The 24,802-nt window shown below is 70.6% G+C and carries 20 protein-coding genes; 16 read left to right on the forward strand and 4 right to left on the reverse strand.

Features of this window, described 5'->3' with window-relative positions; all coding sequences use genetic code 11:
• Nucleotides 1–106 precede the first annotated feature (106 nt).
• The 10 genes from pilB to KAK03_RS17695 all read left to right on the forward strand — a co-directional run bounded on the left by pilB (nucleotide 107) and on the right by KAK03_RS17695 (nucleotide 11,609).
• Nucleotides 107–1,825: a type IV-A pilus assembly ATPase PilB gene (pilB, locus tag KAK03_RS17650; RefSeq protein WP_210855793.1), complete on the forward strand. Its 1,719-nt coding sequence runs from the start codon at nucleotides 107–109 to the stop codon at nucleotides 1,823–1,825.
• Nucleotides 1,826–1,857: 32 nt separating this feature from the next.
• Nucleotides 1,858–3,081 carry a type II secretion system F family protein gene (locus KAK03_RS17655; protein WP_210855795.1) on the forward strand — a complete coding sequence of 408 codons (1,224 nt, stop codon included), beginning with the start codon at nucleotides 1,858–1,860 and terminating at the stop codon, nucleotides 3,079–3,081.
• Between the two features lie 6 nt (nucleotides 3,082–3,087).
• Nucleotides 3,088–4,014 carry a prepilin peptidase gene (locus tag KAK03_RS17660; protein ID WP_210855796.1) on the forward strand — a complete coding sequence of 309 codons (927 nt, stop codon included), beginning with the start codon at nucleotides 3,088–3,090 and terminating at the stop codon, nucleotides 4,012–4,014.
• Complete coding sequence (gene coaE, locus KAK03_RS17665; RefSeq protein ID WP_210855798.1) at nucleotides 4,014–4,637, forward strand: dephospho-CoA kinase; 624 nt, start codon at nucleotides 4,014–4,016, stop codon at nucleotides 4,635–4,637. Before KAK03_RS17660 ends, coaE begins: the two co-directional genes overlap by 1 nt.
• A 40-nt stretch (nucleotides 4,638–4,677) precedes the next feature.
• A complete protein-coding gene (gene zapD, locus KAK03_RS17670) occupies nucleotides 4,678–5,433 on the forward strand; it encodes a cell division protein ZapD (protein WP_210855800.1) in 756 nt (251 codons plus the stop codon).
• 7 nt (nucleotides 5,434–5,440) lie between these two features.
• Complete coding sequence (locus KAK03_RS17675; protein WP_210855802.1) at nucleotides 5,441–5,638, forward strand: DNA gyrase inhibitor YacG; 198 nt, start codon at nucleotides 5,441–5,443, stop codon at nucleotides 5,636–5,638.
• A gap of 202 nt (nucleotides 5,639–5,840) precedes the next feature.
• A complete protein-coding gene (gene groES, locus KAK03_RS17680; RefSeq protein WP_210800418.1) occupies nucleotides 5,841–6,131 on the forward strand; it encodes a co-chaperone GroES in 291 nt (96 codons plus the stop codon).
• A 53-nt stretch (nucleotides 6,132–6,184) separates the two neighbouring features.
• A complete protein-coding gene (gene groL, locus KAK03_RS17685) occupies nucleotides 6,185–7,828 on the forward strand; it encodes a chaperonin GroEL (RefSeq protein WP_210855804.1) in 1,644 nt (547 codons plus the stop codon).
• A gap of 164 nt (nucleotides 7,829–7,992) precedes the next feature.
• Nucleotides 7,993–9,369, forward strand: a complete 1,377-nt coding sequence (locus KAK03_RS17690; protein ID WP_210855806.1) for a cytochrome P450 — start codon at nucleotides 7,993–7,995, stop codon at nucleotides 9,367–9,369.
• Nucleotides 9,366–11,609: a patatin-like phospholipase family protein gene (locus KAK03_RS17695; RefSeq protein ID WP_310738650.1), complete on the forward strand. Its 2,244-nt coding sequence runs from the start codon at nucleotides 9,366–9,368 to the stop codon at nucleotides 11,607–11,609. The genes KAK03_RS17690 and KAK03_RS17695 overlap by 4 nt, the downstream gene beginning before the upstream one ends.
• Nucleotides 11,610–11,766: 157 nt before the next feature.
• Here KAK03_RS17695 and KAK03_RS17700 read toward each other — a convergent pair whose 3' ends face one another.
• Together KAK03_RS17700 and yihA are read right to left on the reverse strand one after the other, a co-directional pair.
• Nucleotides 11,767–12,645 carry an alpha/beta fold hydrolase gene (locus KAK03_RS17700; RefSeq protein ID WP_210855810.1) on the reverse strand — a complete coding sequence of 293 codons (879 nt, stop codon included), beginning with the start codon at nucleotides 12,643–12,645 and terminating at the stop codon, nucleotides 11,767–11,769.
• Nucleotides 12,638–13,348 (reverse strand): ribosome biogenesis GTP-binding protein YihA/YsxC, encoded by a 711-nt coding sequence (gene yihA / locus KAK03_RS17705; RefSeq protein ID WP_210855812.1) that lies wholly within the window; start codon nucleotides 13,346–13,348, stop codon nucleotides 12,638–12,640. The genes KAK03_RS17700 and yihA overlap by 8 nt, the downstream gene beginning before the upstream one ends.
• A 146-nt stretch (nucleotides 13,349–13,494) precedes the next feature.
• Here yihA and KAK03_RS17710 point away from each other — a divergent pair, with 146 nt between their 5' ends.
• The 4 genes from KAK03_RS17710 to KAK03_RS17725 all read left to right on the forward strand — a co-directional run bounded on the left by KAK03_RS17710 (nucleotide 13,495) and on the right by KAK03_RS17725 (nucleotide 18,045).
• A complete protein-coding gene (locus KAK03_RS17710) occupies nucleotides 13,495–14,121 on the forward strand; it encodes a c-type cytochrome (protein WP_210855814.1) in 627 nt (208 codons plus the stop codon).
• A 100-nt stretch (nucleotides 14,122–14,221) separates the two neighbouring features.
• Complete coding sequence (locus KAK03_RS17715) at nucleotides 14,222–16,342, forward strand: cytochrome c biogenesis protein ResB (protein ID WP_210855816.1); 2,121 nt, start codon at nucleotides 14,222–14,224, stop codon at nucleotides 16,340–16,342.
• Nucleotides 16,339–17,679 carry a c-type cytochrome biogenesis protein CcsB gene (gene ccsB, locus KAK03_RS17720; RefSeq protein WP_210855818.1) on the forward strand — a complete coding sequence of 447 codons (1,341 nt, stop codon included), beginning with the start codon at nucleotides 16,339–16,341 and terminating at the stop codon, nucleotides 17,677–17,679. The genes KAK03_RS17715 and ccsB overlap by 4 nt, the downstream gene beginning before the upstream one ends.
• Nucleotides 17,680–17,724: 45 nt before the next feature.
• On the forward strand, nucleotides 17,725–18,045 hold the full coding sequence (locus tag KAK03_RS17725) for a hypothetical protein (RefSeq protein WP_247661242.1): 321 nt from the start codon (nucleotides 17,725–17,727) through the stop codon (nucleotides 18,043–18,045).
• A 6-nt stretch (nucleotides 18,046–18,051) separates the two neighbouring features.
• On the opposite strand, the gene KAK03_RS17730 is transcribed toward KAK03_RS17725, so the two are convergent.
• Both KAK03_RS17730 and KAK03_RS17735 read right to left on the reverse strand, forming a co-directional pair.
• Entirely contained in the window at nucleotides 18,052–20,565 is a 2,514-nt protein-coding gene (locus KAK03_RS17730; RefSeq protein ID WP_210855820.1) for a putative bifunctional diguanylate cyclase/phosphodiesterase, read from the reverse strand.
• A gap of 84 nt (nucleotides 20,566–20,649) precedes the next feature.
• Nucleotides 20,650–22,959 (reverse strand): S8 family serine peptidase, encoded by a 2,310-nt coding sequence (locus KAK03_RS17735; RefSeq protein ID WP_210855821.1) that lies wholly within the window; start codon nucleotides 22,957–22,959, stop codon nucleotides 20,650–20,652.
• A gap of 272 nt (nucleotides 22,960–23,231) precedes the next feature.
• On the opposite strand from KAK03_RS17735, the gene msrP reads away from it, so the two are divergent.
• Both msrP and msrQ read left to right on the forward strand, forming a co-directional pair.
• Nucleotides 23,232–24,206, forward strand: coding sequence for a protein-methionine-sulfoxide reductase catalytic subunit MsrP (msrP, locus tag KAK03_RS17740; RefSeq protein WP_210855823.1), 975 nt, complete (start codon nucleotides 23,232–23,234; stop codon nucleotides 24,204–24,206).
• A complete protein-coding gene (gene msrQ / locus KAK03_RS17745) occupies nucleotides 24,206–24,793 on the forward strand; it encodes a protein-methionine-sulfoxide reductase heme-binding subunit MsrQ (RefSeq protein WP_210855824.1) in 588 nt (195 codons plus the stop codon). Before msrP ends, msrQ begins: the two co-directional genes overlap by 1 nt.
• The last annotated feature ends 9 nt before the right edge of the window (nucleotides 24,794–24,802 follow it).

The following is a 24,802-nucleotide window of genomic DNA, read 5'->3' on the forward strand; positions in this document are numbered from 1 at the left end:
GCAGCGGTCACGGACCGCGGTACGATCAAGCGTTTGCAAGCCCGGCTGGGCCTTGCCGTGTATCCCATGGCGCGGCCCGGCACCTCTTTCCAGCAGCCCAGCGTCCGTGGACACCATCGCCGAAGCCCCGTCCCCAGCCCTTTCGGGCGTTGCCCGCGTGCTGGTGCACGGCGGCAAGCTGTCGGCCAAGGCGGCCGAGGACCTGGTGCTCGCGGCGCGGGAGAAGCGGCAGAGTTTCGTCGAGGCCCTGGTCAGCTCGGGCGCGATGTCGGCCCAGGCCCTGGCCCATTCGCTGTCGTCGGCGCTGTCGGTGCCGCTGCTCGATCTGGACGCGGTGGACATCCAGCGCCTGCCGGCCAACCTGATCGATGCCAAGCTGGTCACCCAGTACAAGGTGCTGCCGCTGGGGCGCCGCGCCAGCCGGCTGTTCCTGGCCTGCTCCGACCCCACCGACCAGGAGGCCGGCGAGCGCATCAAGTTCGCCACCCAGCTGACGCCCGAGTGGGTGCTGGTCGAACATGACAAGCTGGCGCGCATCGTCGATGCGCAGTCGGCCAGTGCGTCCCAGGTCATCGAGAGCATGGCCGGCGGCGACTTCGATTTCGAGGTCAACGACGAAGAGCCGCAGCAGGCCAGCAACCAGGAGGTGGTGGCCGAGGTCGAGGACGCGCCGGTCGTGCGCTTCCTGCAGAAGATGCTGATCGACGCGATCAACATGCGCGCCTCCGACCTGCACTTCGAGCCCTACGAGTACAACTACCGGGTGCGCTTCCGCATCGATGGCGAGCTGCGCGAGATCACCCAGCCGCCGATCGCGATCAAGGACAAGCTGGCCTCGCGCATCAAGGTCATCTCGCGGCTGGACATCGCCGAGAAGCGGGTGCCGCAGGACGGTCGCATGAAGCTGCGCTTCGGCAACCGCTCGATCGATTTCCGCGTCAGCACCCTGCCCACGCTGTTCGGCGAGAAGATCGTGATCCGTATCCTCGACTCGTCCAGCGCCAAGCTGGGCATCGAGGCGCTGGGCTATGAGCCCGACGAGAAAAGCCGGCTGCTCGAGGCGATCAAGCGCCCCTACGGCATGGTGCTGGTCACCGGCCCCACCGGCTCGGGCAAGACGGTGTCGCTCTACACCTGCCTGAACCTGCTGAACCAGCCGGGCGTCAACATCTCCACCGTGGAAGACCCGGCCGAAATCAACCTGCCGGGCATCAACCAGGTCAACGTCAACGACAAGGCCGGCCTGAACTTCGCCACGGCACTGAAGGCCTTCCTGCGCCAGGATCCGGACATCATCATGGTCGGCGAAATCCGCGACCTGGAAACCGCCGACATCGCGATCAAGGCCGCCCAGACCGGCCACCTGGTGCTGTCCACGCTGCACACCAACGACGCCCCGTCCACGCTGACCCGACTGCTCAACATGGGCGTCGCGCCGTTCAACATCGCCGCCAGCGTGCTGCTGATCACCGCTCAGCGCCTGGTGCGCCGCCTGTGCGAGAACTGCAAGGTGCCGGCCGAGTATCCGCGCGACGCCATGCTCGACGCCGGCTTCACCGACGCCGACCTGGAAGGCGGCTGGCGCCCCTACCGCGCGGTGGGCTGCAGCAGCTGCAACAACGGCTACCGCGGCCGGGTGGGCATCTACCAGGCGATGCCGATCTCCGATGAGATCCAGCAGCTGATCCTGAACCAGGGCTCGTCCACCGACCTGGCCAACCAGGCCCGGCGTGAGGGCGTGCGCGACCTGCGCCAATCGGGCCTGGTCAAGGTGAAGCTGGGCGTCACGACCCTCGAGGAAGTGATCGCCTCGACCAACGAATAATCCGACCGACACACGAGACCGCCGGAGGCGCAATGGCCACAGCAGCAGCAGCGACAGCCAGGGTTCAGGAGTTCATCTTCGAGTGGGAAGGCAAGGACCGCGCCGGCAAGGTCGTGCGGGGCGAACTGCGCTCGGCCGGTGAAGCCGCGGTCAGCGCCAGCCTGCGGCGCCAGGGCATCCTGGTCACCAAGATCAAGAAGCGGCGCGCCAGCGGCGGCCGCTCGATCGGCCAGCGCGACATCGCCACCTTCACGCGTCAGCTGGCGACGATGATGAAGGCCGGCGTGCCACTGCTGCAGGCCTTCGACATCGTCGGCCGAGGCAGCCCGAACCCGCGGCTGACGCGCCTGCTGCTGGACATCCGCGCCGATGTCGAGACCGGCACCAGCCTGTCCTCGGCCTTCCGCCGCCACCCCAAGTACTTCGATGCCCTGTACTGCAACCTGGTCGAGGCGGGCGAGGCGGGCGGTATCCTGGAAGAGCTGCTGTCGCGCCTGGCGCAGTACCAGGAAAAGATCCTGGCGATCAAGCAGAAGGTCAAGTCCGCGCTGATGTACCCGATCGCGGTGCTGGTGGTGGCCTTCATCGTGGTCACCATCATCATGATCTTCGTGATCCCGTCCTTCGAGTCGGTGTTCAAGTCCTTCGGGGCCGAATTGCCGGCGCCGACGATGCTGGTGATCGCGATGAGCAAGTTCTTCGTGAGCTACTGGTGGGTGATCTTCGGCGTGATCTTCGGTGGCGGCTACATGTTCTACCGCACCTGGAAGCGCTCCGAGAACCTGCAGTTCATCATGGACCGGCTGCTGCTGCGCCTGCCTGTCTTTGGCGAGCTGGTCCGCAAGTCGGTGCTGGCCCGCTGGACCCGCACGCTGGCCACGATGTTCGCCGCCGGCGTGCCGCTGGTGGAGGCGCTCGATTCGGTGGGCGGCACCGCCGGCAACATCATCTATGCACGCGCCACCGAGCAGATCCAGCGCGATGTGGCCGCCGGCTCGGGCCTGACCACCTCGATGTCCACCACCGGCGTGTTCCCGAGCCTGGTGCTGCAGATGGCTGCCATCGGCGAGGAATCCGGCTCGCTCGATGCCATGCTGTCCAAGGCCGCCGACTTCTATGAGGAAGAGGTCGACGAGATGGTCAAGGGCCTGTCCACGCTGCTCGAGCCGATCATCATCGTCTTCCTGGGCACGCTGATCGGCGGCATCGTCGTGGCGATGTACCTGCCGATCTTCAAGCTCGGCCAGGTGGTCTGATCACCGATGGGGTTCCCGGCCATTGACGCACTCTGGCTGTCGCCATGGGTGCTGGGTCTGCTCGGTCTGTGCATCGGCAGCTTCCTCAACGTCGTGATCCACCGCCTGCCGCGCATGATGGAGCGGCAGTGGTGGCACGACGGCGTCGCCCAGCTGGGTGATGCCGAGTCCTGGCAGCGCACGGCCGGCCAGGCCCTGCCCCCGGCCGCGGCGCCGCTGGCCACGCAGATGGCGCGCACGCTGGAGGCGCTGCCGCCCTACAGCCTGGCGCGCCCGGCCTCGGCCTGTCCGGCCTGCGGCCACCGCATCCGCTGGTACGAGAACCTGCCGCTGCTGTCCTGGCTGGCGCTGCGCGGCCGCTGCTCGGCCTGCGGCACCGGCATCCCGGTGCGCTACCCGTTGGTCGAGCTGCTGACCGCCGTGCTGTTCGCGCTGGCCGCCTGGCGCTTCGGACCGGTGCCGGTCAGCCTGGCCTGGTGCGCGGTGCTGGCCACGCTGGTGGCGCTGACCGCGATCGACCTGGACACCATGCTGCTGCCCGACAGCCTGACCCTGCCGCTGCTGTGGGCCGGCCTGCTGGCCGCACTGGCAGGCTGGACCCTGCCGCTGCCCACCGCGGTGGTGGGCGCGGTGGTGGGCTACCTGTCGCTGTGGTCGGTCTACTGGCTGTTCAAGCTGGTCACCGGCAAGGAAGGCATGGGGCATGGCGACTTCAAGCTGCTGGCCGCGCTGGGCGCCTGGCTGGGTTGGCAGGCCATCCTGCCGATCGTGCTGATGTCCTCGGTGATCGGCGCCACGGTGGGCATCGCGCTGAAGCTCAGCGGCCGGCTGGGCAGCGGCCGGCCGATGCCCTTCGGGCCCTTCCTGGCCGGCGGTGGCATCGCCATCATCCTGCTCGGCACGCAGCGCGTGCTCGGCTGGATCGGCCAGTGATGCACCGCGCCGGACCGACGCTCGGCCTGACCGGCGGCATCGGCAGCGGCAAGAGCACGGTGGCGCGCGCGCTGGCGGCGCACGGCGCCTGCATCGTCGACACCGACGCGATCGCGCGGGCCCTCACCGCTCCCGGCGGTGCCGCGCTGCCGGCGATCGCCCAGGCCTTCGGCGCGTCGGCCATCGGGGCCGACGGCGCGCTGGACCGCGCCTGGATGCGCGAGCGCGTGTTCGGCGATCCGGCCCAGCGCCAGCGCCTGGAAGCCATCCTGCACCCGATGATCGGCCAGCGCACCGGGGCCGAGGCGGCGGCAGCGGCGGCCGGCCAGCCGGTGGTCTTCGATGTCCCGCTGCTGACCGAGCGGGGGGCGCACTGGCGCCGCCAGGTCGACCGTGTGCTGGTGGTGGACTGCGACGAAGCCACCCAGGTGCAGCGGGTGCAGGCCCGCAACGGCTGGCCCGAGGCGCAGGTGTGCGCCGTCATCGCCCAGCAGGCGCGCCGCGAACAGCGCCGCGCGATCGCCGACGCGGTGATCGTCAACCAGGACCTGAGCCTGGAGGCGCTGCAGGCCGAGGTGGCCGCGCTGTGGCGGCTGTGGGCCTGGCCGGCAGCGCAGGTGTGAAACAATCCGGCGATTGCCTTGCCGCACCGGAACTGCCATCTTGGTCCTGTACGAATACCCGTTCAACGAAGGCATCCGCACCATGTTGCGGCTCGAACAGCTGTTCGGGCGGCTCGACGTGCTCGCCGCACGCACCGAGGCGATCGACCACCACTTCGCGCTGGCGACGATGTTCGAGATCATGGACGTCGCCGCGCGTGCCGACCTGAAATCCGACCTGCTCAAGGAACTTGAGCGCCACAAGGCGCAGTTCCAGAGCTACCGCGGCAACCCGCATGTCTCCGAAGCGGCGCTGGACGACGTGGTGGGCCGCATCGACCAGGCCTTCCAGGCGCTCAATGCGGTGGCCGGCAAGGCCGGCCAGGCCCTGTCGGGCAACGACTGGCTGACCAGCGTGCGCAGCCGCATCAGCATCCCCGGTGGCACCTGCAGCTTCGACCTGCCCGGCTACTACGCCTGGCAGCAGCACCCGGCCGCGCGCCGCCAGGCCGACCTGGGCCGCTGGCTGGACACCCTGCAACCCCTGGCCGATGCGCTGCGCCTGCTGCTGGGCCTGCTGCGTGACAGCGGCGTGCCGCACCGCGTGGCGGCCCAGGCCGGCCAGTACCAGCAGAGCCTGCCGCAGGGCCGCACCTACCAGTTGCTGCGCCTGCGCCTGGACACCGAGGTCGACGTCGTCCCCGAGATCACCGGCCACCGGCTGATGGTCTCGGTGCGCCTGATGCGCGCCGACGCCGACGGCCGGCTGCGCCCGCTGGCGCAGGACGTCGATTTCGACCTGGCGCTGTGCACCTGAGCCTGCGATGACCACGCCCGCCCCGCGGCCGATCGAGGTCGCCTGTCCCACTTGCGGCGAGACCACGCTCTACGCCGCCAGCAACCCCTTCCGCCCCTTCTGCAGCGCCCGCTGCCAGGGCCAGGACTTCGGCGCCTGGGCCAACGAGGCCTACCGCGTCGAGGCGCCGCCCACCACCGAAGACCAGGACGAGGCCGAGCGCTGAGTACCCGGCGCCGGCTCGGGGTCATCCCGACCCTCTTGAAAGCCCGGTCCCCCACCCTATAATGGCTGTTAGCACTCAGGCAAGCCGAGTGCTAGCACCGGCAGACAGGCCTCGCGCCTCGCCGGACCGCCTGAAGTGATTGAGTGCTCACTTTTAACGAGCACTCCAATTGTCCACATTGCCAACGCATTTAGGAGATGCAATGAAGCTTCGTCCGTTGCACGATCGCGTGATCGTCAAGCGCCTGGAGAACGAAACCAAGACCGCCTCGGGCATCGTCATCCCCGACAGCGCCGCCGAGAAGCCCGACCAGGGCGAGGTGCTGGCCGTCGGTATGGGCAAGCGCAACGACAAGGGTGATTTCGTCGCCCTGAACGTCAAGGTCGGTGACCGCGTGCTGTTCGGCAAGTACTCGGGCCAGACCGTCAAGGTCGATGGCGAAGAGCTGCTGGTCATGAAGGAAGACGACCTGTTCGCCGTGGTGGAAAAGTAATCCACCCGCCTGGTCATCCCCCCACAGAACACTGAATTTCCGGAGTTACACACATGGCTGCAAAAGACGTTGTCTTCGGCGCTGACGCCCGTCATCGCATGGTCGAGGGCGTGAACATCCTCGCCAACGCCGTCAAGGTCACGCTGGGCCCCAAGGGCCGCAACGTGGTGCTCGAGCGCTCGTTCGGCGCCCCCACCGTCACCAAGGACGGTGTCTCGGTCGCCAAGGAGATCGAGCTCAAGGACAAGCTCATGAACATGGGCGCCCAGATGGTCAAGGAAGTCGCTTCCAAGACCTCTGACAACGCGGGCGACGGCACCACCACCGCCACCGTGCTGGCCCAGGCCATCGTGCGCGAAGGCATGAAGTATGTGGCCGCCGGCATGAACCCGATGGATCTGAAGCGCGGCATCGACAAGGCGGTCACCGCCCTGGTCGCCGAGCTGAAGAAGGCCTCGAAGGCCACCACCACCTCGAAGGAAATCGCCCAGGTCGGCACGATCTCGGCGAACTCCGACGCTGACGTCGGCGGCATCATCGCCGAGGCGATGGACAAGGTCGGCAAGGAAGGCGTGATCACCGTCGAAGACGGCAAGTCGCTGAACAACGAGCTGGACGTCGTCGAAGGCATGCAGTTCGACCGCGGCTACCTGTCGCCCTACTTCATCAACAACCCCGAGAAGCAGGCCGCGATCCTCGAGAACCCGTTCGTGCTGCTGTACGACAAGAAGATCAGCAACATCCGTGACCTGCTGCCGACGCTGGAAGCCGTCGCCAAGGCCGGCCGTCCGCTGCTGATCATCGCTGAAGAAGTCGATGGCGAAGCGCTGGCCACCCTGGTGGTCAACACCATCCGCGGCATCCTGAAGGTCGTCGCCGTCAAGGCCCCGGGCTTCGGCGACCGCCGCAAGGCCATGCTGGAAGACATCGCCATCCTGACCGGCGGCAAGGTGATCGCCGAGGAAGTGGGCCTGTCGCTCGAGAAGGTGCAGCTGACCGACCTGGGTCAGGCCAAGCGCGTCGAAGTGGCCAAGGAAAACACCACCATCATCGACGGCGCCGGTGCCGCTGGCGACATCGAAGCCCGCGTCAAGCAGATCCGCATCCAGATCGAGGAAGCCACCTCCGACTACGACCGCGAGAAGCTGCAAGAGCGCGTGGCCAAGCTGGCCGGCGGTGTGGCCGTCATCAAGGTCGGTGCCGCCACCGAAGTCGAGATGAAGGAGAAGAAGGCCCGCGTGGAAGACGCGCTGCACGCCACCCGTGCCGCCGTCGAGGAAGGCATCGTCGCCGGTGGCGGCGTGGCCCTGCTGCGTGCCCGTCAGGCCGCTGGTGCGATCCACGGCGACAACGCCGACCAGGACGCCGGCATCAAGCTGGTCCTGAAGGCCATCGAAGCCCCGCTGCGCGAGATCGTCGCCAACGCCGGTGGCGAGCCGAGCGTGGTGGTCAATGCCGTGCTGGCCGGCACCGGCAACCATGGCTTCAATGCCGCCAACGACACCTACGGCGACATGATCGAGATGGGCATCCTGGACCCGACCAAGGTCACCCGCACCGCGCTGCAGAACGCCGCCTCGGTCGCCTCGCTGATGCTGACCACCGAGTGCATGGTCGCCGAAGCCCCGAAGGACGAGGCCCCGATGCCCGCCGGCGGTGGCATGGGCGGCATGGGCGGCATGGACATGGGCATGTAAGTCCCGGGCCATGCCCGCAGGCGGCTGGCCGCCTGCGTCGCATCCCCCACGGCGCACGAGCCTCACGGCCGTGCGCCGTTTTTCATGGGGCGGGCTGGCAGAATCGCGCACGCCCATGCGCCCGCCCGGTCGCCGGGCACCCGGCGCCGCCAGAAGTCCTCCCCGTGCCCCACCCCTGCCCCCACTACCCGGCCCCGGTGCGCCACCCCTGGACGCGCTGGTGGCGCTGGCTGACCCAGCGCAGCAACCTGCTGTCGCAGCTCACCGAGGGCTCCTACCGCATGCTGATGGGCCGCCGCCGCGTGGCCGGCCATGCCGTGCGCATCGTCAACGACCCCGCTGCGGTGCGCCAGGTGCTGGTCGACGAAGCACCCCACTACCCCAAGCACCGCTTCATGCACGACCTGCTGGAGCCGCTGCTGGGCGTCAGCATCTTCACCTCCAATGGCGAGACCTGGGCGCGCCAGCGCCGCCTGCTGGAGCCGGCCTTCGAGCGCACCCGCATGACGCACGCGTTTGCGCCGATGACGGCCGCCGTTCAGGCGCTGGTGGAGCGCCTGGCGCCGCTGGCCGACGGCCGCCCGCTGAACATCGAACACGAGACCACCCACGTCACCGCCGACGTGATCCTGCGCACCATCCTCAGCCTGCCGCTGGAGCGTGGTGACTCGCAGGCCATCTTCGAGGCCTTCGCGCACTACCAGCGCGAGGCGCCTGATGCCACCATGCCGCGCTACCGCCGCGCCTGGTGGCCGCGCCGCGGTTCGGCCACGCGCGCGCAGCAGGCGGGCCAGGACATCCGCGCGCTGCTGCGCCGGCACATCGCGCCACGCCATGCCGCCTTCCACGCCGGACAGGCCGGTGCACCGCAGGACATCCTGGGCGCGCTGCTGGAAGCGCGCGACGCCGAGACCGGCGCCGCGATGGGCGTGGAGGAATTGGTCAACGAGATCGCCGTGCTCTTCCTGGCCGGCCATGAGACCTCGGCCAGCGCACTGGCCTGGGCGCTGTACCTGCTGACGCTGGATCTGGACGTGCAGCAGCGCGCGGTGGACGAGATCCAGCGCGTCATCGGCGACGGCCCCCCCCGGCTGGAGCAGCTGCGCGAGCTGGACCTGCTGCGCCGCATCTTCCGCGAGACGATGCGCCTGTACCCGCCGCTGGGTTTCCTGGTGCGCGAGGCCGCCGCCCCGGGCTGCCTGCGCGACGTGCCCACCGAGCCGGGCGAGACCGTGATCGTCTCGCCCTGGCTGATCCACCGCCACCAGCGCTTCTGGGAGCGCCCCGACGAGTTCGACCCCGACCGCTTCCTGGAACCCGCCGGTCGCCAGGCCATGGCCCAGGCCTACCTGCCCTTCAGCATGGGACCGCGGGTCTGCGTCGGCGCCAACTTCGCGATGCAGGAGGCGGTGCTGGTGCTGGCCCTGGTGCTGCGCGCCTACCGCGTGCTGCCGGCCGACAAGCCGCCGCCGGAGCCGATCGCGCGGCTGAGCCTGCGCTCGCAGCACGGCGTATGGGTGCGCCTGGAGCGCCGGACGTGAGGGCCCTGCTGGGCGCCTGCCTGCTCGCCCTGGCCCTGGCACCGCGCCCCGCCGCGGCCGAGGAGCCGCCCGCCAGCAGCGCCACGGCGCGACCGCGGCTGGGCCTGGTGCTGTCCGGCGGTGGCGCACGCGGCCTGACCCATGTCGGTGTGCTGAAGGTGCTGGAGCAGGAGCGGATTCCCGTGGACCTGGTCGCCGGCACCTCGATGGGCGCGATCATCGGTGGCCTGTATGCCAGCGGCATGAGTGCCGCGGCGCTGGAGGCCGACCTGCTGCAGGTCGACTGGAACAAGCTCTTCGCCACCCGCGTCAGCCGGCAGATGCTGTCGCAGCGGCGCAAGGAAGAGGACTTCGAGATCCCGGCGGCGATCGAGCTGGGCTGGCGCGAAGGCAGCTTCCACGCGCCGCAGGGCGCCGTCTCCAGCCGCGGCCTGGAGACCCTGCTGCGCCGCTACACGCTGCCGGTGCGCCGCATCAGCCACTTCGACGAGCTGCCCATTCCCTTCCGCGCTGTCGCCACCGACATGGAAACCGGCGACATGGTGGTGATGGACAGCGGCGACCTGGCGATGGCGCTGCGCTCCAGCATGAGCGTGCCGGGCGTGTTCCCGTCCACCGAGATCGACGGCCGGGTGCTGGGCGACGGCGGCCTGGTCAACAACGTGCCCGTCGACATCGCCCGCGCCATGGGCGCCCAGCGCCTGCTGGTGGTCAACATCGGCACGCCGCTGGCGCCGCGCGAGACGCTGAACTCGGCGATCGGCCTGACGGCGCAGATGATCAACATCCTGACCGAGCAGAACGTGCGCCGCAGCCTGGCCACGCTCGGGCCGCAGGACCTGCTGATCGCGCCCGACCTGGGCCGGCTCAGCTCGGGCGATTTCGACAAGGCCCAGGAGCTGATCGCGCTGGGCGAGGCCGCCGCCCGCGCCGCGCTGCCGCAGCTGCGCGCGCTGGCGCTGGACGAGGACGGCTACCGCCAGTGGCGCGCCGCGCGCCGCGCCGATGCCCCACCCAGTCCGGTGGTCGGCGCGGTGGCCTTCGAGGGCAGCAGCGTCACCAACCCGCAGCGCCTGCTGCCCCAGCTGCAGTCCCGCCCCGGCCAGGCCTTTGACCCCGAGCGCGCCGCCGCCGATGCCCGCTTCCTGGCTGCCAGCGGTGACTACGTGCGCACCGACTACCACCTGGTCGACGGCGAGCCGGGCCGCGACGCGCTGCTGGTCTTCGAGGTCGAGGACAAGCCCTGGGGGCCCAACTACCTGCACGTCGGCCTGGACCTGTGGACCGATTTCAGCGGCCGCAGCGCCTTCAACATCAAGATCAGCCACAACCGCCACTGGCTGACGCCCTCGGGCACCGAATGGCGCAACCGGCTGCAGCTGGGCGAGGTGCCCTCGCTGTTCAGCGAGCTCTACCACCCGCTGGGATGGCGCCTGGGTCTGTGGGACGACTGGTTCGTCGCCGCCTGGGGCGGTGTGCAGCGGCGCATCGTCTCGGTCTACGACAGCGGCAGCGGGCTGGAGCGTGCCCAGGTGCGGCAGAACCTGGCCGCGGTGGGCCTGGACCTGGGCCAGCCCTGGGGCCGCCTGGGCGAGCTGCGCCTGGGCCTGCGCCATGTGCTGGGCCGCGACGAGCCGCTGCTGCTGGCCGACGGCCTGATCGCTGCGCCGCAGATCTGGCGTGAGACCGCCGCCCGCACGCGCATGGTGATCGACCAGCTGGACTACGCCAACTTCCCGCTGTCGGGCTACCGCCTCACCGGCGAGCTGCAGTTCGGTCGCCGCTCGCAGCAGGGCCAGGAGGGCCAGAACCTGGTGCGCGTGGAGGCCGACGCCAGCGGCGCCTGGACCGACGGCAGCGACACCCTGAACCTGTATGCGGTGCTGAAGGCGGCCGACTCGCGCCAGGGCGCGCTGGCCGGCCAGTACACCCTGGGCGGCTTCCAGAACCTGTCGGGCTACCGCGCCGGCCAGCTCAGCGGCAACGCGCTGCTGCTGCTGCGCGGCGGCTGGTACCGTCGCCTGGCCGAGCCGCCGGTGTTCGCACGGGCGCTGTTCGTCGGCGCCTCGCTGGAGCTGGGCAACACCTGGGCCGACCGCCACGCGATCGCGCTGGGCGGTCTGCGCGGCGGCGCCAGCCTCTACCTGGGCGCCGACACCGGCCTGGGCCCGATGTACCTGGGCCTGACCTGGGCGCCGCGCGGCGAGGCCGGGCTGGCTTTCTTCATTGGCAGGCCGTAGTGCACCCGGCTGCGGGGTACCGCAGCCACCCTCCGAGAGGATGCGCAGGCCGCGTTGGGCGAGTCCGGACGAGGCGAGGTCCTGAGGACGTCGCCTCGCCTGAGGAGCCGGGCGAGCGCTGCGAGCCCGTGGCGCGGCCGTGCGCTGGCCTGCAGGCTCAGGTCAGGGCGTCGATGATCGCCTGCGCCACGCGCTCGGGCTGCTCGTGGATGATCCAGTGGCTGGCGCCAGGCACCCGCTCCACCGTCAGGTCGGGCACGAAGGCCTCCAGGCCGTCGAGCAGCGCGGGCGGCAGCGCGCGATCGGCCTCGCCCCACAGCACGCGGGTGGGCACGCGCACCGTCACCGCCTCGGCCGGCAGCTGCAGGGTCATCACCGGGTCCTGGGGGCTCAGCGGCGGGCGCAGCGGCGACATCCGGTACCAGGCCAGCATGCTGTCCAGCGAGGCGCCCCACAGCGCGCGGTAGCGCGCGCGCAGCGGCACATCCAGCCACTGGGCGCTGCCCGGGCCGAAGTGCTCGAAGAAGGGCCACAGCGCCCGGAAATCATCGGCCGCCAGCCGCTCGGCGGCGCCTGGCGCGCACAGCGTGTTCATGTAGGCGCTGGCGGCCTGCTGCGCCGGGTCCTCGCGCAGCGCGCGCAGAAAGGGCACCGGGTGGGTGGCGTTGACGATCAGCAGCCGGCGCAGCAGGTCCGGCCGCTGGGCGGCCAGGTTCCAGGCCAGCGCACCGCCCCAGTCGTGGGCCACGACCAGATCGACAGGCGCGCCCTCCTGCTCGATCAGCGCCACCAGGTCGGCCACCAGCGCCCGCGGCCGGTAGGCCGCATCGCCGGCCGGACAGCTGGAGGGCGCATAGCCGCGCTGGGTGGGGGCCAGCAGCCGGGCCTGGCCCTGCAGCCGCTGCATCACCGGCTGCCAGATGAAGCCGGCCTCGGGAAAGCCGTGCAGCAGCAGCACCCGCGGACCCTGCTCGCCGGCCCGCCAGGTGTGCAGGCGCTGGCCGGTGGCGGCCAGCGCGACCATGGCTTCACGCATCGGGGCCCGGGACAGGCCGGCCGCTGTGGGTCCAGTCGTGAACGGTGCTGGCCAGGTCGGCCAGGCCGGTGCGGTTCAGGCCCGAAAAGAGCAGCAGGCCGACATCGGCCTCCTCGGTGGCCAGATCAGCCAGCGCGTCCTGGCCGGCGCGCACGGCGGCGTCCTGTTCCTTGCGGCTGAGCTTGTCGGCCTTGGTCAGCAGCACCAGCAGCCGCACCTCACCGTTGACCACGCGCGGCGCGATGAACTCCAGCAGCTGCTGGTCCAGCGGCGTCAGGCCGTGGCGGCTGTCGACCAGCAGCACCACGCCATGCAGGTTGCGGCGCACCTCCAGGTAGTCGGCCATCACCTTCTGCCAGCGCAGCTTGGCGGTGCGCGCCACCGTGGCATAGCCGTAGCCGGGCAGGTCGGCCAGGTAGGCGTCGGGCTGGTCCTTGGGGCCCAGCGCGAACAGGTTGATGTGCTGGGTGCGGCCGGGGGTCTTCGAGGCGAAGGCCAGTTGCCGGCGCTGCGCCAGGGTGTTGATGGCGGTGGACTTGCCGGCATTGCTGCGGCCGACGAAGGCGATCTCCGGCAGGTCGCCCGGCGGCAGCTGGTCGAGCTGGCTGGCGGTGGTGAGGAAGCGGGCGCTGTGGGCCCAGGCCAGGGCGGCGCGCTCGGCGTCGGATGGCGGCGGTGTGACGGGTCGCAAGGGCGGGGGCATGGAGCATTGTAAAATCCGCCGGTTTGGTTTCCCAGCAAACCGTGCGCGAGCTGGTTTGTCGCCTTGTCGGCATGCCGTCAGGCCCGCGGGATACCGTGGTGAATTCCCCCCTTGCACCCACTTCGAACCACAGCAGGCCCTTCTCCATGAAGCCTTTCGTCGCGCTCACCGCCACCGTGCTTGCCGCCCTTGTGGCGGCGCCCGCCTTCGCCAACGAGGCCGCCCCGGCGCCGGCCAAGGCCGACCTGGCCAAGGGCGAGCAGACCGCTGCGATCTGCAGCGCCTGCCACACCGCCGACGGCTCGCGTGGCATCACCGCCAACCCGATCCTGCAGGGCCAGCACCCCGACTACATCGTCAAGCAGCTGACCGAATTCAAGGCCGGCAAGCGCAAGAACGCGGTGATGAACGGCATGGCCGCCCCGCTGACCGAGGCCGACATGAAGAACGTCGCCGCCTTCTACGGCAGCAAGAAGCCGGTGCCTGGCGCTGCCAAGAACAAGGACACGCTGGCCCTGGGCGAGAAGATCTGGCGCGGTGGCATCGCCGACAAGCAGGTGCCCGCCTGCGCCGGCTGCCACGGCCCGGCCGGTGCCGGCATCCCGGCGCAGTACCCGCGCCTGGGCGGCCAGCACACCGAGTACCTGGAAGCCCAGATGAACGCCTTCCGCTCGGGCGAGCGCGCCAACAGCGCCCAGATGACGGCCATCGCCGCCAAGATGAGCGACAAGGAAATCAAGGCCGTCACCGACTACGCCACCGGCCTGCGCTGAGCCGCACTGCCGCTGGCACAGCCGCTCGCACGCAAACCCGGGCCGGTCCTTGACCGGCCCTTTTTTTTGGGGGCTTTCGCCACCCGGATAATCGCGCCCCATGTCCGATTCCGCTCTCCTGCGCCGACCCTCGCCGCTGCGCACCGCCTACGAGCTGCTGTCGTCGATGCGCTTCGCGATCACGCTGCTGGCGGTGATCTGCATCGCCTCGGTGATCGGCACGGTCGTCAAGCAGAACGAGCCGCTGAACAACTACATCAACCAGTTCGGGCCCTTCTGGACCGAGGTGCTGGGCCGCTTCAGCCTGTTCACGGTGTACAGCGCCGGCTGGTTCCTGGCGATCCTGGGCTTTCTGGTGCTGTCCACCAGCCTGTGCATCGCCCGCAACGCGCCGAAGATCGTCGCCGACCTGCGCAGCTTCAAGGAAGACATCCGCGAAGGCGCGCTCAAGGCCTTCCACCACAAGGGCGAAGGCACGCTGGCGCTGTCGCGCGAGGCGGCGATGCAGCATGCCTCGGCGGTGCTGGCCGGCCGCGGCTGGCAGGCCCGCGCCCAGCTGCGCGAGGGCGGCACGATGGTTGCCGCCCGCGCCGGTCGCGCCAACAAGCTGGGCTACCTGGCGGCCCACTCGGCGGTGGTGCTGATCTGCCTGGGCGGCCTGTCCGACGGCGACCTGGTGGTGCGCCTGCAGATGGCCCTGGGCGGCAAGAGCACGTTTGAAGGCGGCGGCCTGATCAAGGACGTGCCGCCCGAGCACCGCCTGCCGGCCACCAACCCCACCTTCCGCGGCAACCTGCTGGTCACCGAGGGCACCCGCGCCGGCGTGGCGGTGCTGAGCATGCCCGACGGCATCGTGCTGCAGGACCTGCCCTTCGACGTCGAGCTCAAGAAGTTCATCGTCGAGTACTACGACACCGGCATGCCCAAGCTGTTCGCCAGCCAGATCGTCATCCACGACAACGCCACCGGGCAGGCCACCGAAGCCACCGTCAAGGTCAACGAGCCGGCGATCCACCAGGGCGTGGCGATCTACCAGAGCAGCTTCGAGGACGGCGGCTCGCTGCTCAAGCTCAAGGCCGTGCCGATGGCCCGCAGCGGCCCCGCCTTCGACGTGCAGGGCCGCGTGGGCGACACGCTGCAACTGACCAATGGCAACGACAAGCTCACCGTGGAGCTGACCGGCCTGAAGGTCATCAATGTCGAGAACCTGGGCAGCGACCGCGAGGGCGAGCCGGGCACCGATGTGCGCCGCGTCGACCTGGGCGCCACGCTGTCCAAGCACCTGGGCAGCGGCGCCAAGCCCGACGGCCGCGCCAAGACACTGCACAACATCGGCCCGGCCATCACCTACAAGCTGGTCGACGCCAGCGGCCAGCGGCGCGAGTTCCACAACTACATGGTGCCGGTCGAGCTGGAGGGCCAGCGCGTCTTCCTGGTCGGCATGCGCGAGGCGCTGTCCGAGAACTTCCGCTACCTGCGCATCCCGGCCGACAGCGAGGGCTCGATGGGTGGCTGGCTGCGCCTGCGTGACGCCCTGCGCGACCCCGCCGCGCGCAGCAGCGCCGCCCGCCTGTACGCCAAGGCCGCCACGCCCGACGGCCGCCCCGAGATGGCCGAGCAGCTGCGCATCACCGCCGAGCGCGCGCTGGCACTGTTCGCCGGTGCCGAAAGCCCCGGCGACGGCCAGCCGGTGACCGGCGGCCTGGACGCCTTCAGCCGCTTTGTCGAGCACAGCGTGCCCGAGGCCGAGCGCCAGAAGGTGGCCGAGGTGCTGCTGCGCATCCTCAACGGCGCCTTCTACGAGCTGGCGCAGATCTCGCGTGGCCGCGCCGCCCAGCCGCCGCTGCCGCCCGGCCCCGAAACCGAACGCTTCCTGACCCAGGCCGTGCTGTCGATGTCCGACGCCTCGTTCTACCCGGCGCCGGTGATGCTGCAGCTTGACAGCTTCGAGCAGGTGCAGGCCAGCGTGTTCCAGGTGGCGCGTGCCCCTGGCAAGACCCTGGTCTACCTGGGGGCCGTGTTGCTGATCGTCGGCGTCTTCGCCATGCTCTACATCCGTGAGCGTCGGCTGTGGATCTGGCTGTCCGACGACCCCGAGCGCCCAGGCGCCACGCGGGTGCAGCTGGCCATGTCCACGCCGCGTCGCACCCTCGACATTGACCAGGATTTCGACCGCCTGCGCAGCAGCCTGCTCGCCGGCCCCGGAGGCACCACCGCATGACCACCACCACCCTCGACCTCGGCAAGCCCGGCCTGCTGTCCGGCCGCAGCGCCTTCGACTGGCTGTTTGCCGCGCTGCTGCTGCTGGGCGCCGGTTACGCCTGGCAGCGCTATGGCGCGTCGATGGACGGCTATGAGCGCGGCATCCTGGTCGGCAGCGTGCCGGCGCTGGTGGCGCTGGGCTGGTTCTGGCGGCCGCTGCGCGGGCTCAGCCTGGCGGTGGGCGCCACGGTGCTGCTGGCGATCTCGCTGTACCTGCGCCAGACCGACGCCTTCGGCGCCGACCTGGCCGCCGCCGAGCAGGTCTTCTGGCTGAAGTACCTGCTGTCCAGCCAGAGCGCGATCCTGTGGATGAGCACGCTGTTCTTCATGGCCACGCTGTTCTACTGGATCGGCTTCTTCGCCCGGGGCGACGACAACGCCGCGCTGCGCATCGGCTCGCGCCTGACCTGGGCCGCGGTGTTCATGGCCCTGGTGGGCACCTTCGTGCGCTGGTTCGAGAGCCACCAGATCGCCCCGGACATCGGCCACATCCCGGTCAGCAACCTCTACGAGGTCTTCGTGCTGTTCGCCTGGCTGACCGCGCTGTTCTACCTGTACTACGAGGCGCACTACCAGGTGCGCACGCTGGGCGGCTTCGTGATGCTGGTGATCAGCGCCTCGGTGGCCTTCCTGCTCTGGTACACGGTGGCGCGCGAGGCGCACGAGATCCAGCCGCTGGTGCCGGCGCTGCAGAGCTGGTGGATGAAGCTGCATGTGCCGGCCAATTTCATCGGCTACGGCACCTTCGCGCTGGCGGCCATGGTGTCGCTGGCCTATCTGCTGAAGACCGCCACGCCGCGCGCGCTGTGGACCGGCCTGGTCTGGGTGCCCGGCGGCGTGCTGCTGGCGGTGCTGGCGGGCCTGGCACTGGGCCCGGCCGAGCTGGCCCCGGCGCTGAAGAAGAGCGCCACGCTGCTGGGCGGCCTGATGGCGCTCTTCGGCCTGATGGTGGCGGTGCGCGGCACGGTCAACGCGCGCACGCCCTCGCTGGAGCTGATGGACGACGTGATGTACAAGGCGATCGCCGTGGGCTTCGCCTTCTTCACGATCGCCACCGTGCTGGGCGCCTTCTGGGCCGCCGAGGCCTGGGGCGGCTACTGGAGCTGGGACCCGAAGGAGACCTGGGCGCTGATCGTCTGGCTGAACTACGCCGCCTGGCTGCACATGCGCCTGATGAAGGGCCTGCGCGGTCACGCCGCGGCCTGGTGGTCGCTCGGCGGCCTGGTGGTCACCACCTTCGCCTTCCTGGGTGTCAACATGTTCCTCAGCGGCCTGCACAGCTACGGCACGCTGTGACGAAGGTCGCTTCTCGCCCCGGCAGGGCGTCGCTATAGTCGGCCCATGCCCTACGTCATCCGCGACGACCACGGCCGCCTGGCCAGCCTGCACCGGGACGCGCCCACCGAGGGCGCCGAACTCCTGCCCGACGACCACCCCGAGGTGCAGGCCTTCGTCGGCGCCGGCGGCGATTTCCAGCGCCTGGACGCCGATTTCGTGCGCGTGCTGGAAGACGTGATCGACGCCCTGATCGCCCGCCACGTGATCACCATCACCGACCTGCCGCCCGAGGCGCAGACCAAGCTGTTCTCGCGCAAGTCCTACCGCGAGCGCCGCGGCACGCAGGCCCTGACGCTGTTCGGCGACGGCGATTTCCCGGCCTGAGCGGCCTCAGGCCAGCGCCGGCGCGTACAGCAGGCGGGGCACCTCGGCCGCCGTCACCGGCCGCGACAGCAGATAACCCTGCGCCTCATCGGCGCCCAGCTGACGCAACTGCTCGAGTTGAGCCGCGGTTTCCACCCCCTCGGCGATCACGCGCTTGCCCAGCGCGTGGCCCAGCGTGACGACAGCGCGCACGATCTCGATGCTCTCGGGCTGCTGCTCCATGCGCATCACGAAGGAGCGGTCGATCTTCAGGCTGTCGATGGGCAGCGTGCCCAGGTAGCTCAGGGACGAGTAGCCGGTGCCGAAGTCGTCGATCGACAGGCGCACGCCCAGCTCGCGCAGGCGGCGGACCGTCTCCAGCGCCAGGTCCAGGCGCTCCATCAGCACGGTTTCGGTGATCTCCAGCGTGAGCCGGGCCGGCGGCAGCCCATGCCGCTGGAGGGCATCGCGCACGGTGTCGACGATGTCGCTGCGCACCAGGTCGCGTCCCGAGAGGTTCAGGTGCATCGACGCCTGCGCCAGGTGCGGCGCCAGCCGGTGCCACTGGGCCATCTGCGCCACCGCCTGGCCGATCAGCCAGGTGGTCAGCGTCTCGATGTGGCCTGACTCCTCGGCCAGCGCGATGAACTCGGCCGGGCTGACCGCGCCACGCACCGGGTGGTGCCAGCGCGCCAGCGCCTCGAAGCCCGTGAGGCGACCGCCCTCGATCTCGTAGAGGGGCTGGTAGACCAGCGACAGCTGCTGCTCGGCCAGTGCGCGGCGCAGGTCGGCCTCCAGGGCCAGCCGGTAGGCGATGCGCTCGTGCATCGTCCGGTCAAAGATCGCCACCCGGCCGCGGCCGCCGGCCTTGGCCTCGTACATCGCCACGTCGGCGTCGCGCAGCAACTCGTCGACGGTGCGGTAGCCCAGGTCGCTGAAGGTGATGCCCAGACTGGCGCCCGGAACCAGCTCGGTGCCGCACACCGGCATCGGCTGCATCAGCTCGGCCAGCATGCGCCGCGCCAGACGCAGTCCGTCCGCGCTGTCCTGCAGGCCCAGCAGCATCACCGCGAATTCGTCGCCGCCCAGGCGCGCCACCAGGTCGCTGGGCCGCACGCAGGACTGCAGGCGTCTGGCCACTTCGCGCAGCATCAGGTTGCCGGCCTCGTGGCCCAGGCTGTCGTTGACGATCTTGAAGCGGTCCAGGTCCAGGAACATCACCGCGAAGTAGACCTGCGGGTCGACCAGGCTGCGCTCCACGGCGCCCTCGAGCTGTTCGTGAAAGCGCGCGCGGTTGGCCAGGCCGGTGAGGTTGTCGTGGTAGGCGATGTGCTGCAGCCGTGCCTCGGCGGCGCGCCGCGCGCTGACATCGTGCAGCTGGTAGATCAGCGCGTTGCCCTCGCCGCCGGGGTCGGCGAAGCGGCCGCAATGCATCATCACCCAGGTGTCGCCACCCGTCGGCGTGCGGCAGCGCAGCTCCAGCGCGAAATCGTTGCGTGCATGGGCCTTCATCTCCAGGGTCTTGCGCTCGAAGACCGCGTGGTCGGCGGGGTGCAGCAGGTCGAGCATCGTGCGGCCAGGCAGGGTGCCCTCCGGCGCCTGCACCAGCGTCGCCAGGGCCTGGTTGACGCGCAGCAGGCGCCCCTGTGCATCGGCGATGGCCATGCCCACTGCGGCATGGGTGAAGGCGGCGCTGAAGCGCTGCTGGTTCAGCTCGGCCTCGCGGCGCGCCTCGTCGATGCACTGCTCCTGGCGGGCATGCTCGGCCTCCTGATGGGCCAGCGTGACGCGCACCAGTGCCAGCACGCCCAGCACCGCCACACCCAGCAGAGCCATCAGGCCGGCACCGTGCTGACGTGCCAGCAGCCAGGCCATCGCCGCCAGCAGCGCCGAGCCGATGTAGACCCCGCCGACCCAGGCCGTGCCGTTGAGCCAGCTCCTGGGCGCGGGCCACTGTTGGCGCTTGAGCGTCATCATGGCCATCAGCGGCAGCGTGGTGCCGACGTAGGTCACGAGCGAGGCCAGCAGCAGCGCCAGCACCTCGGCCACCGCCGGCGGCAGGTTCGAGACCACCAGCAGGGCCGCCAGGCCCGCATGGGCAGCGCCGGCCAGTGACCAGCTGGCCATCGCCGCGGCCGGGCTGGCGACACGGCTGGAGAGCCGGCGCGAGGTCCGCATCGTGCCCACCAGGCCCTCGGCGCCGGCACCCAGCACCGCGGCGGCCGGGCCGTACATCACCAGCAGCGTGAAATTGAAGGCGTCAGCAATGCTGAACGAGAAGCTGGTTCGCGGCAGTTGCAGCGAGAGCAGCGCGGCCGTGACCACCAGGGCCAGTGCGCCCACCACCTGCATCTGCCGCTCGGCCGGCCAACCCAGGAAGGCGTCCAGCGCGATGCCCAGCGCCAGCGCGCCGGACAGTGCAATCGCCCACCACAGCCGGGTGGAAGCCGGGCTGTAGTCGGGCAGGTGCTGCGCGTGGAACCGCGCCAGCCAGCCGCCGGGGTCGGCCGGCGGGCGTGGGGCGGGGGAAGAGGTGGTCATGGCGGCGGGCCCGGGATGTCCTTCCAACATCGGCCAGGTCGGGCGCCAACTTGAACCCGGCCGGACGCCGGGCGGCGCCGGGGTTCAATCGCCGGCCCAGCTCCGGTCCTGGCCGCCAGCCACGTCGCCGACCGACTCGGACAGCAGGAAGCCCTCGCTCAGCAGGAAACCCTCGCTGAGCAGAAAGCCTTCGGACAGCAGGAAGCCTTCGCTGAGCAGAAAGCCCTCGCTCAGCAGGAAGCCTTCGCTGAGCAGGAAACCCTCGGACAGCAGGAAGCCTTCGCTGAGCAGGAAGCCTTCGGACAACAGGAAGCCCTGGCTGAGCAGGAAACCCTCGCCGCGCAGGCCCAGGCTGTCAAAGCCAAAGCCCCGGCGCAGTCTCAGGCCCTGGCCGCTGGCCGCCAGCGCAGAGAGGCGGGCCACCGGCGTCAGCAGCGCCGCGGTGCCGTCTGCGGCAGACGGGGCCAGCGCATCGAGCAGACGCACGCCCGCGCTCAGCAAGCCTTGTGCACCGGCATTGCGCTCGACGATGGCGCGCGGCACGGTCAGCGGCGGCACGCCGTCCTTGAGTGACATGGGCTGCCAGCTCACATCGCGCCGCAGCACCCATTGCCGCGCCCAGGTCAGCCGGCCATCAAAAATCGGCTGCCAGCGCGCGATGGCCTCGGCGCCGGTGGCCAGATGGGTGCCGCCGACGGTGAGGATCTGGCTCCAGGGACGTGCCACGCCGTCCAGGACGGTCAACGGCATCGGCATCGTGCGGCCCACGGCCAGCAGGCTGGCACCGGGCAGCAGCTGACCGGCGTCGGCGGCAGCGCTGATGTCGGTGCGCAGGGCGGTTGCCAGCCGTACCGCGCCGGCCACGTTGATCTGGCCGGCCCCCTGCTGCAGCAGGTTGCCCTGCGCCAAGGGGGTGGCGGTGTATTGCAGGATGGCCTTGACCAGCGGCGGCGTCAGGCCGGGGTTGGCCTGCAGCACCACCGCTGCCGCACCGGCCACCACCGGCGCGGCCAGCGAGGTGCCCGAGAGCGACATCAGCGCCTGCCCCTTGGCCTGGGAGGCGCCGCTGACCTGCGTCAGCTCGGGGTGGCTGCGCGCCAGCAGGTTCCAGCGGCCGTCGCGGTCGGCGCCCAGCGCGCCCAGGATGCGGTTGCCCGGCGCCACCAGGTCGGGTTTGGGCAGGTGGTCGCTCCAGCGCCGGCCGCTGGCGTACAGCACACTGCCCCGGGTGGGGCCGCGAGAGCTGAATCCGGTGACCGCGTCGTCGCTTCGCGGTCCGGTGCCAAAGGGGTTGGACGCGCCGACGGTGATCACCGACGGGTCGCTGCCCGGCGACGAGATCGCGCCGAAGACCTCCTGCCCCGAGTTGTTGCGACCCGCATTGCCCGCCGAGGCCACCACCACCAGACCGGCCGCCGACGCGCTGCGCGCCGCCCGCGCCAGCGGGTCATTGAGAAAGCTGTCGGCCGACGAGCCGCCCAGGCTCAGGTTGACCACCCGGATGCCGGCCAGCCGGGCGTTCTGCAGCACCCAGTCCATGCCCAGCAGCACGTCGGCCAGGTTGCCGTTGCCCTGCGCATCCAGGACGCGCACATCGACCAGCGTGGCGCCGGTGGCCACGCCGCTGGCATCGGGCGACTGGTAGCGGCCCTGGCCAGCCGCCGCGGCGGCGACGATCGTGCCGTGGCCGTAGGGATCGGGGTCCGGGGCCACCGGCGCCAGCTTGGCGAACAGCTGGCGGTACTTGGTGCCGTCGATGCCGGCGCGCGACACCGCCGAGTAGTCGAGGCCGGCGCTCCAGCCTTCGCCCAGCAGCCGCCGAGAGGTGGCGACGATATCGACCGCCAGCTTGACCCGCGAGCCGCCGGCGCCGTCGCTGAAGTGGCGGTGGCGGAAGTCGATGCCCGAGTCGAGCACCGCGATGCCGACACCGCGTCCGTCATAGCCGGTGCCGTTGGGCAGGGCGGCCAGGGCCGCGCCGTCACCAGCGGCGGTCTCCAGCAGGCTGGCCTGGCGCGACACGGCACGGTTGGGCACGATGCTCACCACGTCGGACCGCGCAGCCAGACGCGACAGGGCCGCGGCCGGCACCATGGCCGCCAGTGCGCGGGTGGACAGGAAATTGTGGTGGACCGAGCCGCCGCGCGCCAGCACCTCGGCACGCAGGGCGGCCAGGCTGCTGTCGGTGCTGCTCGCCACGATCAGGACCTTGACCAGCGGGCCATTGGATTTCGCCTGGGCCCAGGTGACGGCCGGCAGGCCCGACGCGCGGCCAGCGGCGTAGGGCTGCAGCTCGGCGGCCAGCTTGGTGGTTTGGGCGGCAGCTGGCGCAGCCAGCAGACAGGCCAGCAGGGTGGCGGCGCACAGGCGGCGGAACAGGGCGGTCAGGATCAAGGCAGGCACTCCATCAAGGCGGACCGGGTTCCCCGGTTCGTCGTACGGGGTGTCGGCCGGCCCGGCCAGGGGTTGAGCCTGGGCGGCATCGGGTCCGCCGCCCCCGTGACGACCGTCACGACAATCGGGGCTGTGCCGGCCCCAGGGAAGCCCTGGCGGGCCGCGGTCGTACACCGCTGAGCCCCTGCGCCCGACCGGACCTCCGGCTTGCGCGTAAGGTCTGGCCTGCGTTGCACGACTCAGGTTCATCCTCCACGACCTTCAGGCCGACCATGCCCCTACTGCCCCGCCCCGGCTTCGACCAGCCCCGCCCCTCCGAGATCACCCCGCGCGAGACCTGGCTGCGCCGACGCGACTGGCTGGCCGCCGCCGCGCTGGCCGGTGCCGGCGTGCACGGCGCCCAGGCCCAGACCCGCGGCCCGGGCCGCCTGGCGCCGCTGCCGGGCGCGCGCTCCAACGTGGCCGGCGCCATGCTGATGGAGCAGGCCACCGCCTACGCCGACGTCACCAGCTACAACAACTTCTACGAGTTCGGCACCGACAAGTCCGACCCCGCCCGCACCGCCGGCTCGCTCAAGCCCCGCCCCTGGACGGTGATGGTCGATGGCGAGGTGCGCCAGCCCCGGCGCTTCGACCTGGACGAGCTGCTCAAGCTCGCGCCGATGGAGGAGCGTGTCTACCGCCTGCGCTGCGTCGAGGGCTGGTCGATGGTCATCCCCTGGGTGGGCTGGTCGCTGGCCGAGCTGCTGAAGAAGGTCGAGCCCACCGGCAACGCCAAGTTCGTCGAGTTCACCACGCTGGCCGACCGCGCCCAGATGCCGGGCCTGCGCTCGGGCGTGCTGGACTGGCCCTACCGCGAGGGCCTGCGCCTGGATGAGGCCATGCACCCGCTGACGCTGCTGGCCTTCGGCCTGTATGGCGAGGTGCTGCCCAACCAGAATGGCGCGCCGCTGCGCCTGGTCGTGCCCTGGAAGTACGGCTTCAAGAGCGCCAAGTCCATCGTGCGCATCCGGCTGGTCGAGAAGCAGCCGCTGAGCAGCTGGGAGCAGGCGGCGCCGCAGGAATACGGCTTCTACAGCAACGTCAACCCGCAGGTTGACCACCCGCGCTGGAGCCAGGCCAGCGAGCGCCGCATCGGCGAGGCCCAGGGCCTGTTCGCCAAGAAGCGCCCGACGCTGATGTTCAACGGCTACGAGGCCCAGGTGGGCCAGCTCTACGCCGGCCTGGACCTGCGCAAGCACTACTGATGAACCGCTGGCTGCTTCACCCACTGGCCAAGCCGGTGGTCTGGCTGCTGCTCGGCCTGCCGGCGGCCTCGCTGGTCTGGGCCGCGCTGTACGGCGGCCTGGGCCCCAACCCCGCCGAGGCGCTGATCCGCAGCCTGGGCGACTGGACGCTGCGCGGCCTGTGCCTGACGCTGGCGATCACGCCGCTGCGCCAGCTGACCGGCTGGAGCGGCCTGGCGCGCTTTCGGCGCAATGTGGGCGTGGCCACCTTCGTCTATGCCACGCTGCACTGGTCGGCCTACGCCTGGCTGGACATGGAATGGGCACTCGACGCACTGCTCAAGGACATCGGCAAGCGCCCCTTCATCCTGGTGGGCACCGCCGCCTGGCTGGCCCTGCTGCCGCTGGCCGCCACCTCGTTCAACGCCGCGGTGCGCTGGATGGGTGGCCGGGCCTGGCGCGACCTGCACAAGCTGACCTATGTGATCGGCCCGGTGGCGCTGCTGCATTTCTGGTGGATGCGCGCGGGCAAGAACAACCTGCTGGAGCCGGCGATCTATGCGCTGGTGATCGGTGGGCTGCTGGCGGCGCGGCGCTGGCGCGCCTGAGCGGCGCAG

Source organism: Ideonella alba, assembly GCF_018069845.1.
GTDB lineage: Bacteria > Pseudomonadota > Gammaproteobacteria > Burkholderiales > Burkholderiaceae_C > Ideonella > Ideonella alba.

Coding starts and splice junctions, on each gene's coding strand:
- KAK03_RS17655 (WP_210855795.1), top strand. CDS start 1,858: ATGGCCACAGCAGCAGCAGCGACAGCCAGGGTTCAGGAGTTCATCTTC.
- KAK03_RS17660 (WP_210855796.1), top strand. CDS start 3,088: ATGGGGTTCCCGGCCATTGACGCACTCTGGCTGTCGCCATGGGTGCTG.
- coaE (WP_210855798.1), top strand. CDS start 4,014: ATGCACCGCGCCGGACCGACGCTCGGCCTGACCGGCGGCATCGGCAGC.
- KAK03_RS17675 (WP_210855802.1), top strand. CDS start 5,441: ATGACCACGCCCGCCCCGCGGCCGATCGAGGTCGCCTGTCCCACTTGC.
- groES (WP_210800418.1), top strand. CDS start 5,841: ATGAAGCTTCGTCCGTTGCACGATCGCGTGATCGTCAAGCGCCTGGAG.
- groL (WP_210855804.1), top strand. CDS start 6,185: ATGGCTGCAAAAGACGTTGTCTTCGGCGCTGACGCCCGTCATCGCATG.
- KAK03_RS17700 (WP_210855810.1), bottom strand. CDS start 12,645: ATGCGTGAAGCCATGGTCGCGCTGGCCGCCACCGGCCAGCGCCTGCAC.
- yihA (WP_210855812.1), bottom strand. CDS start 13,348: ATGCCCCCGCCCTTGCGACCCGTCACACCGCCGCCATCCGACGCCGAG.
- KAK03_RS17710 (WP_210855814.1), top strand. CDS start 13,495: ATGAAGCCTTTCGTCGCGCTCACCGCCACCGTGCTTGCCGCCCTTGTG.
- KAK03_RS17715 (WP_210855816.1), top strand. CDS start 14,222: ATGTCCGATTCCGCTCTCCTGCGCCGACCCTCGCCGCTGCGCACCGCC.
- ccsB (WP_210855818.1), top strand. CDS start 16,339: ATGACCACCACCACCCTCGACCTCGGCAAGCCCGGCCTGCTGTCCGGC.
- KAK03_RS17725 (WP_247661242.1), top strand. CDS start 17,725: ATGCCCTACGTCATCCGCGACGACCACGGCCGCCTGGCCAGCCTGCAC.
- KAK03_RS17730 (WP_210855820.1), bottom strand. CDS start 20,565: ATGACCACCTCTTCCCCCGCCCCACGCCCGCCGGCCGACCCCGGCGGC.
- msrP (WP_210855823.1), top strand. CDS start 23,232: ATGCCCCTACTGCCCCGCCCCGGCTTCGACCAGCCCCGCCCCTCCGAG.
- msrQ (WP_210855824.1), top strand. CDS start 24,206: ATGAACCGCTGGCTGCTTCACCCACTGGCCAAGCCGGTGGTCTGGCTG.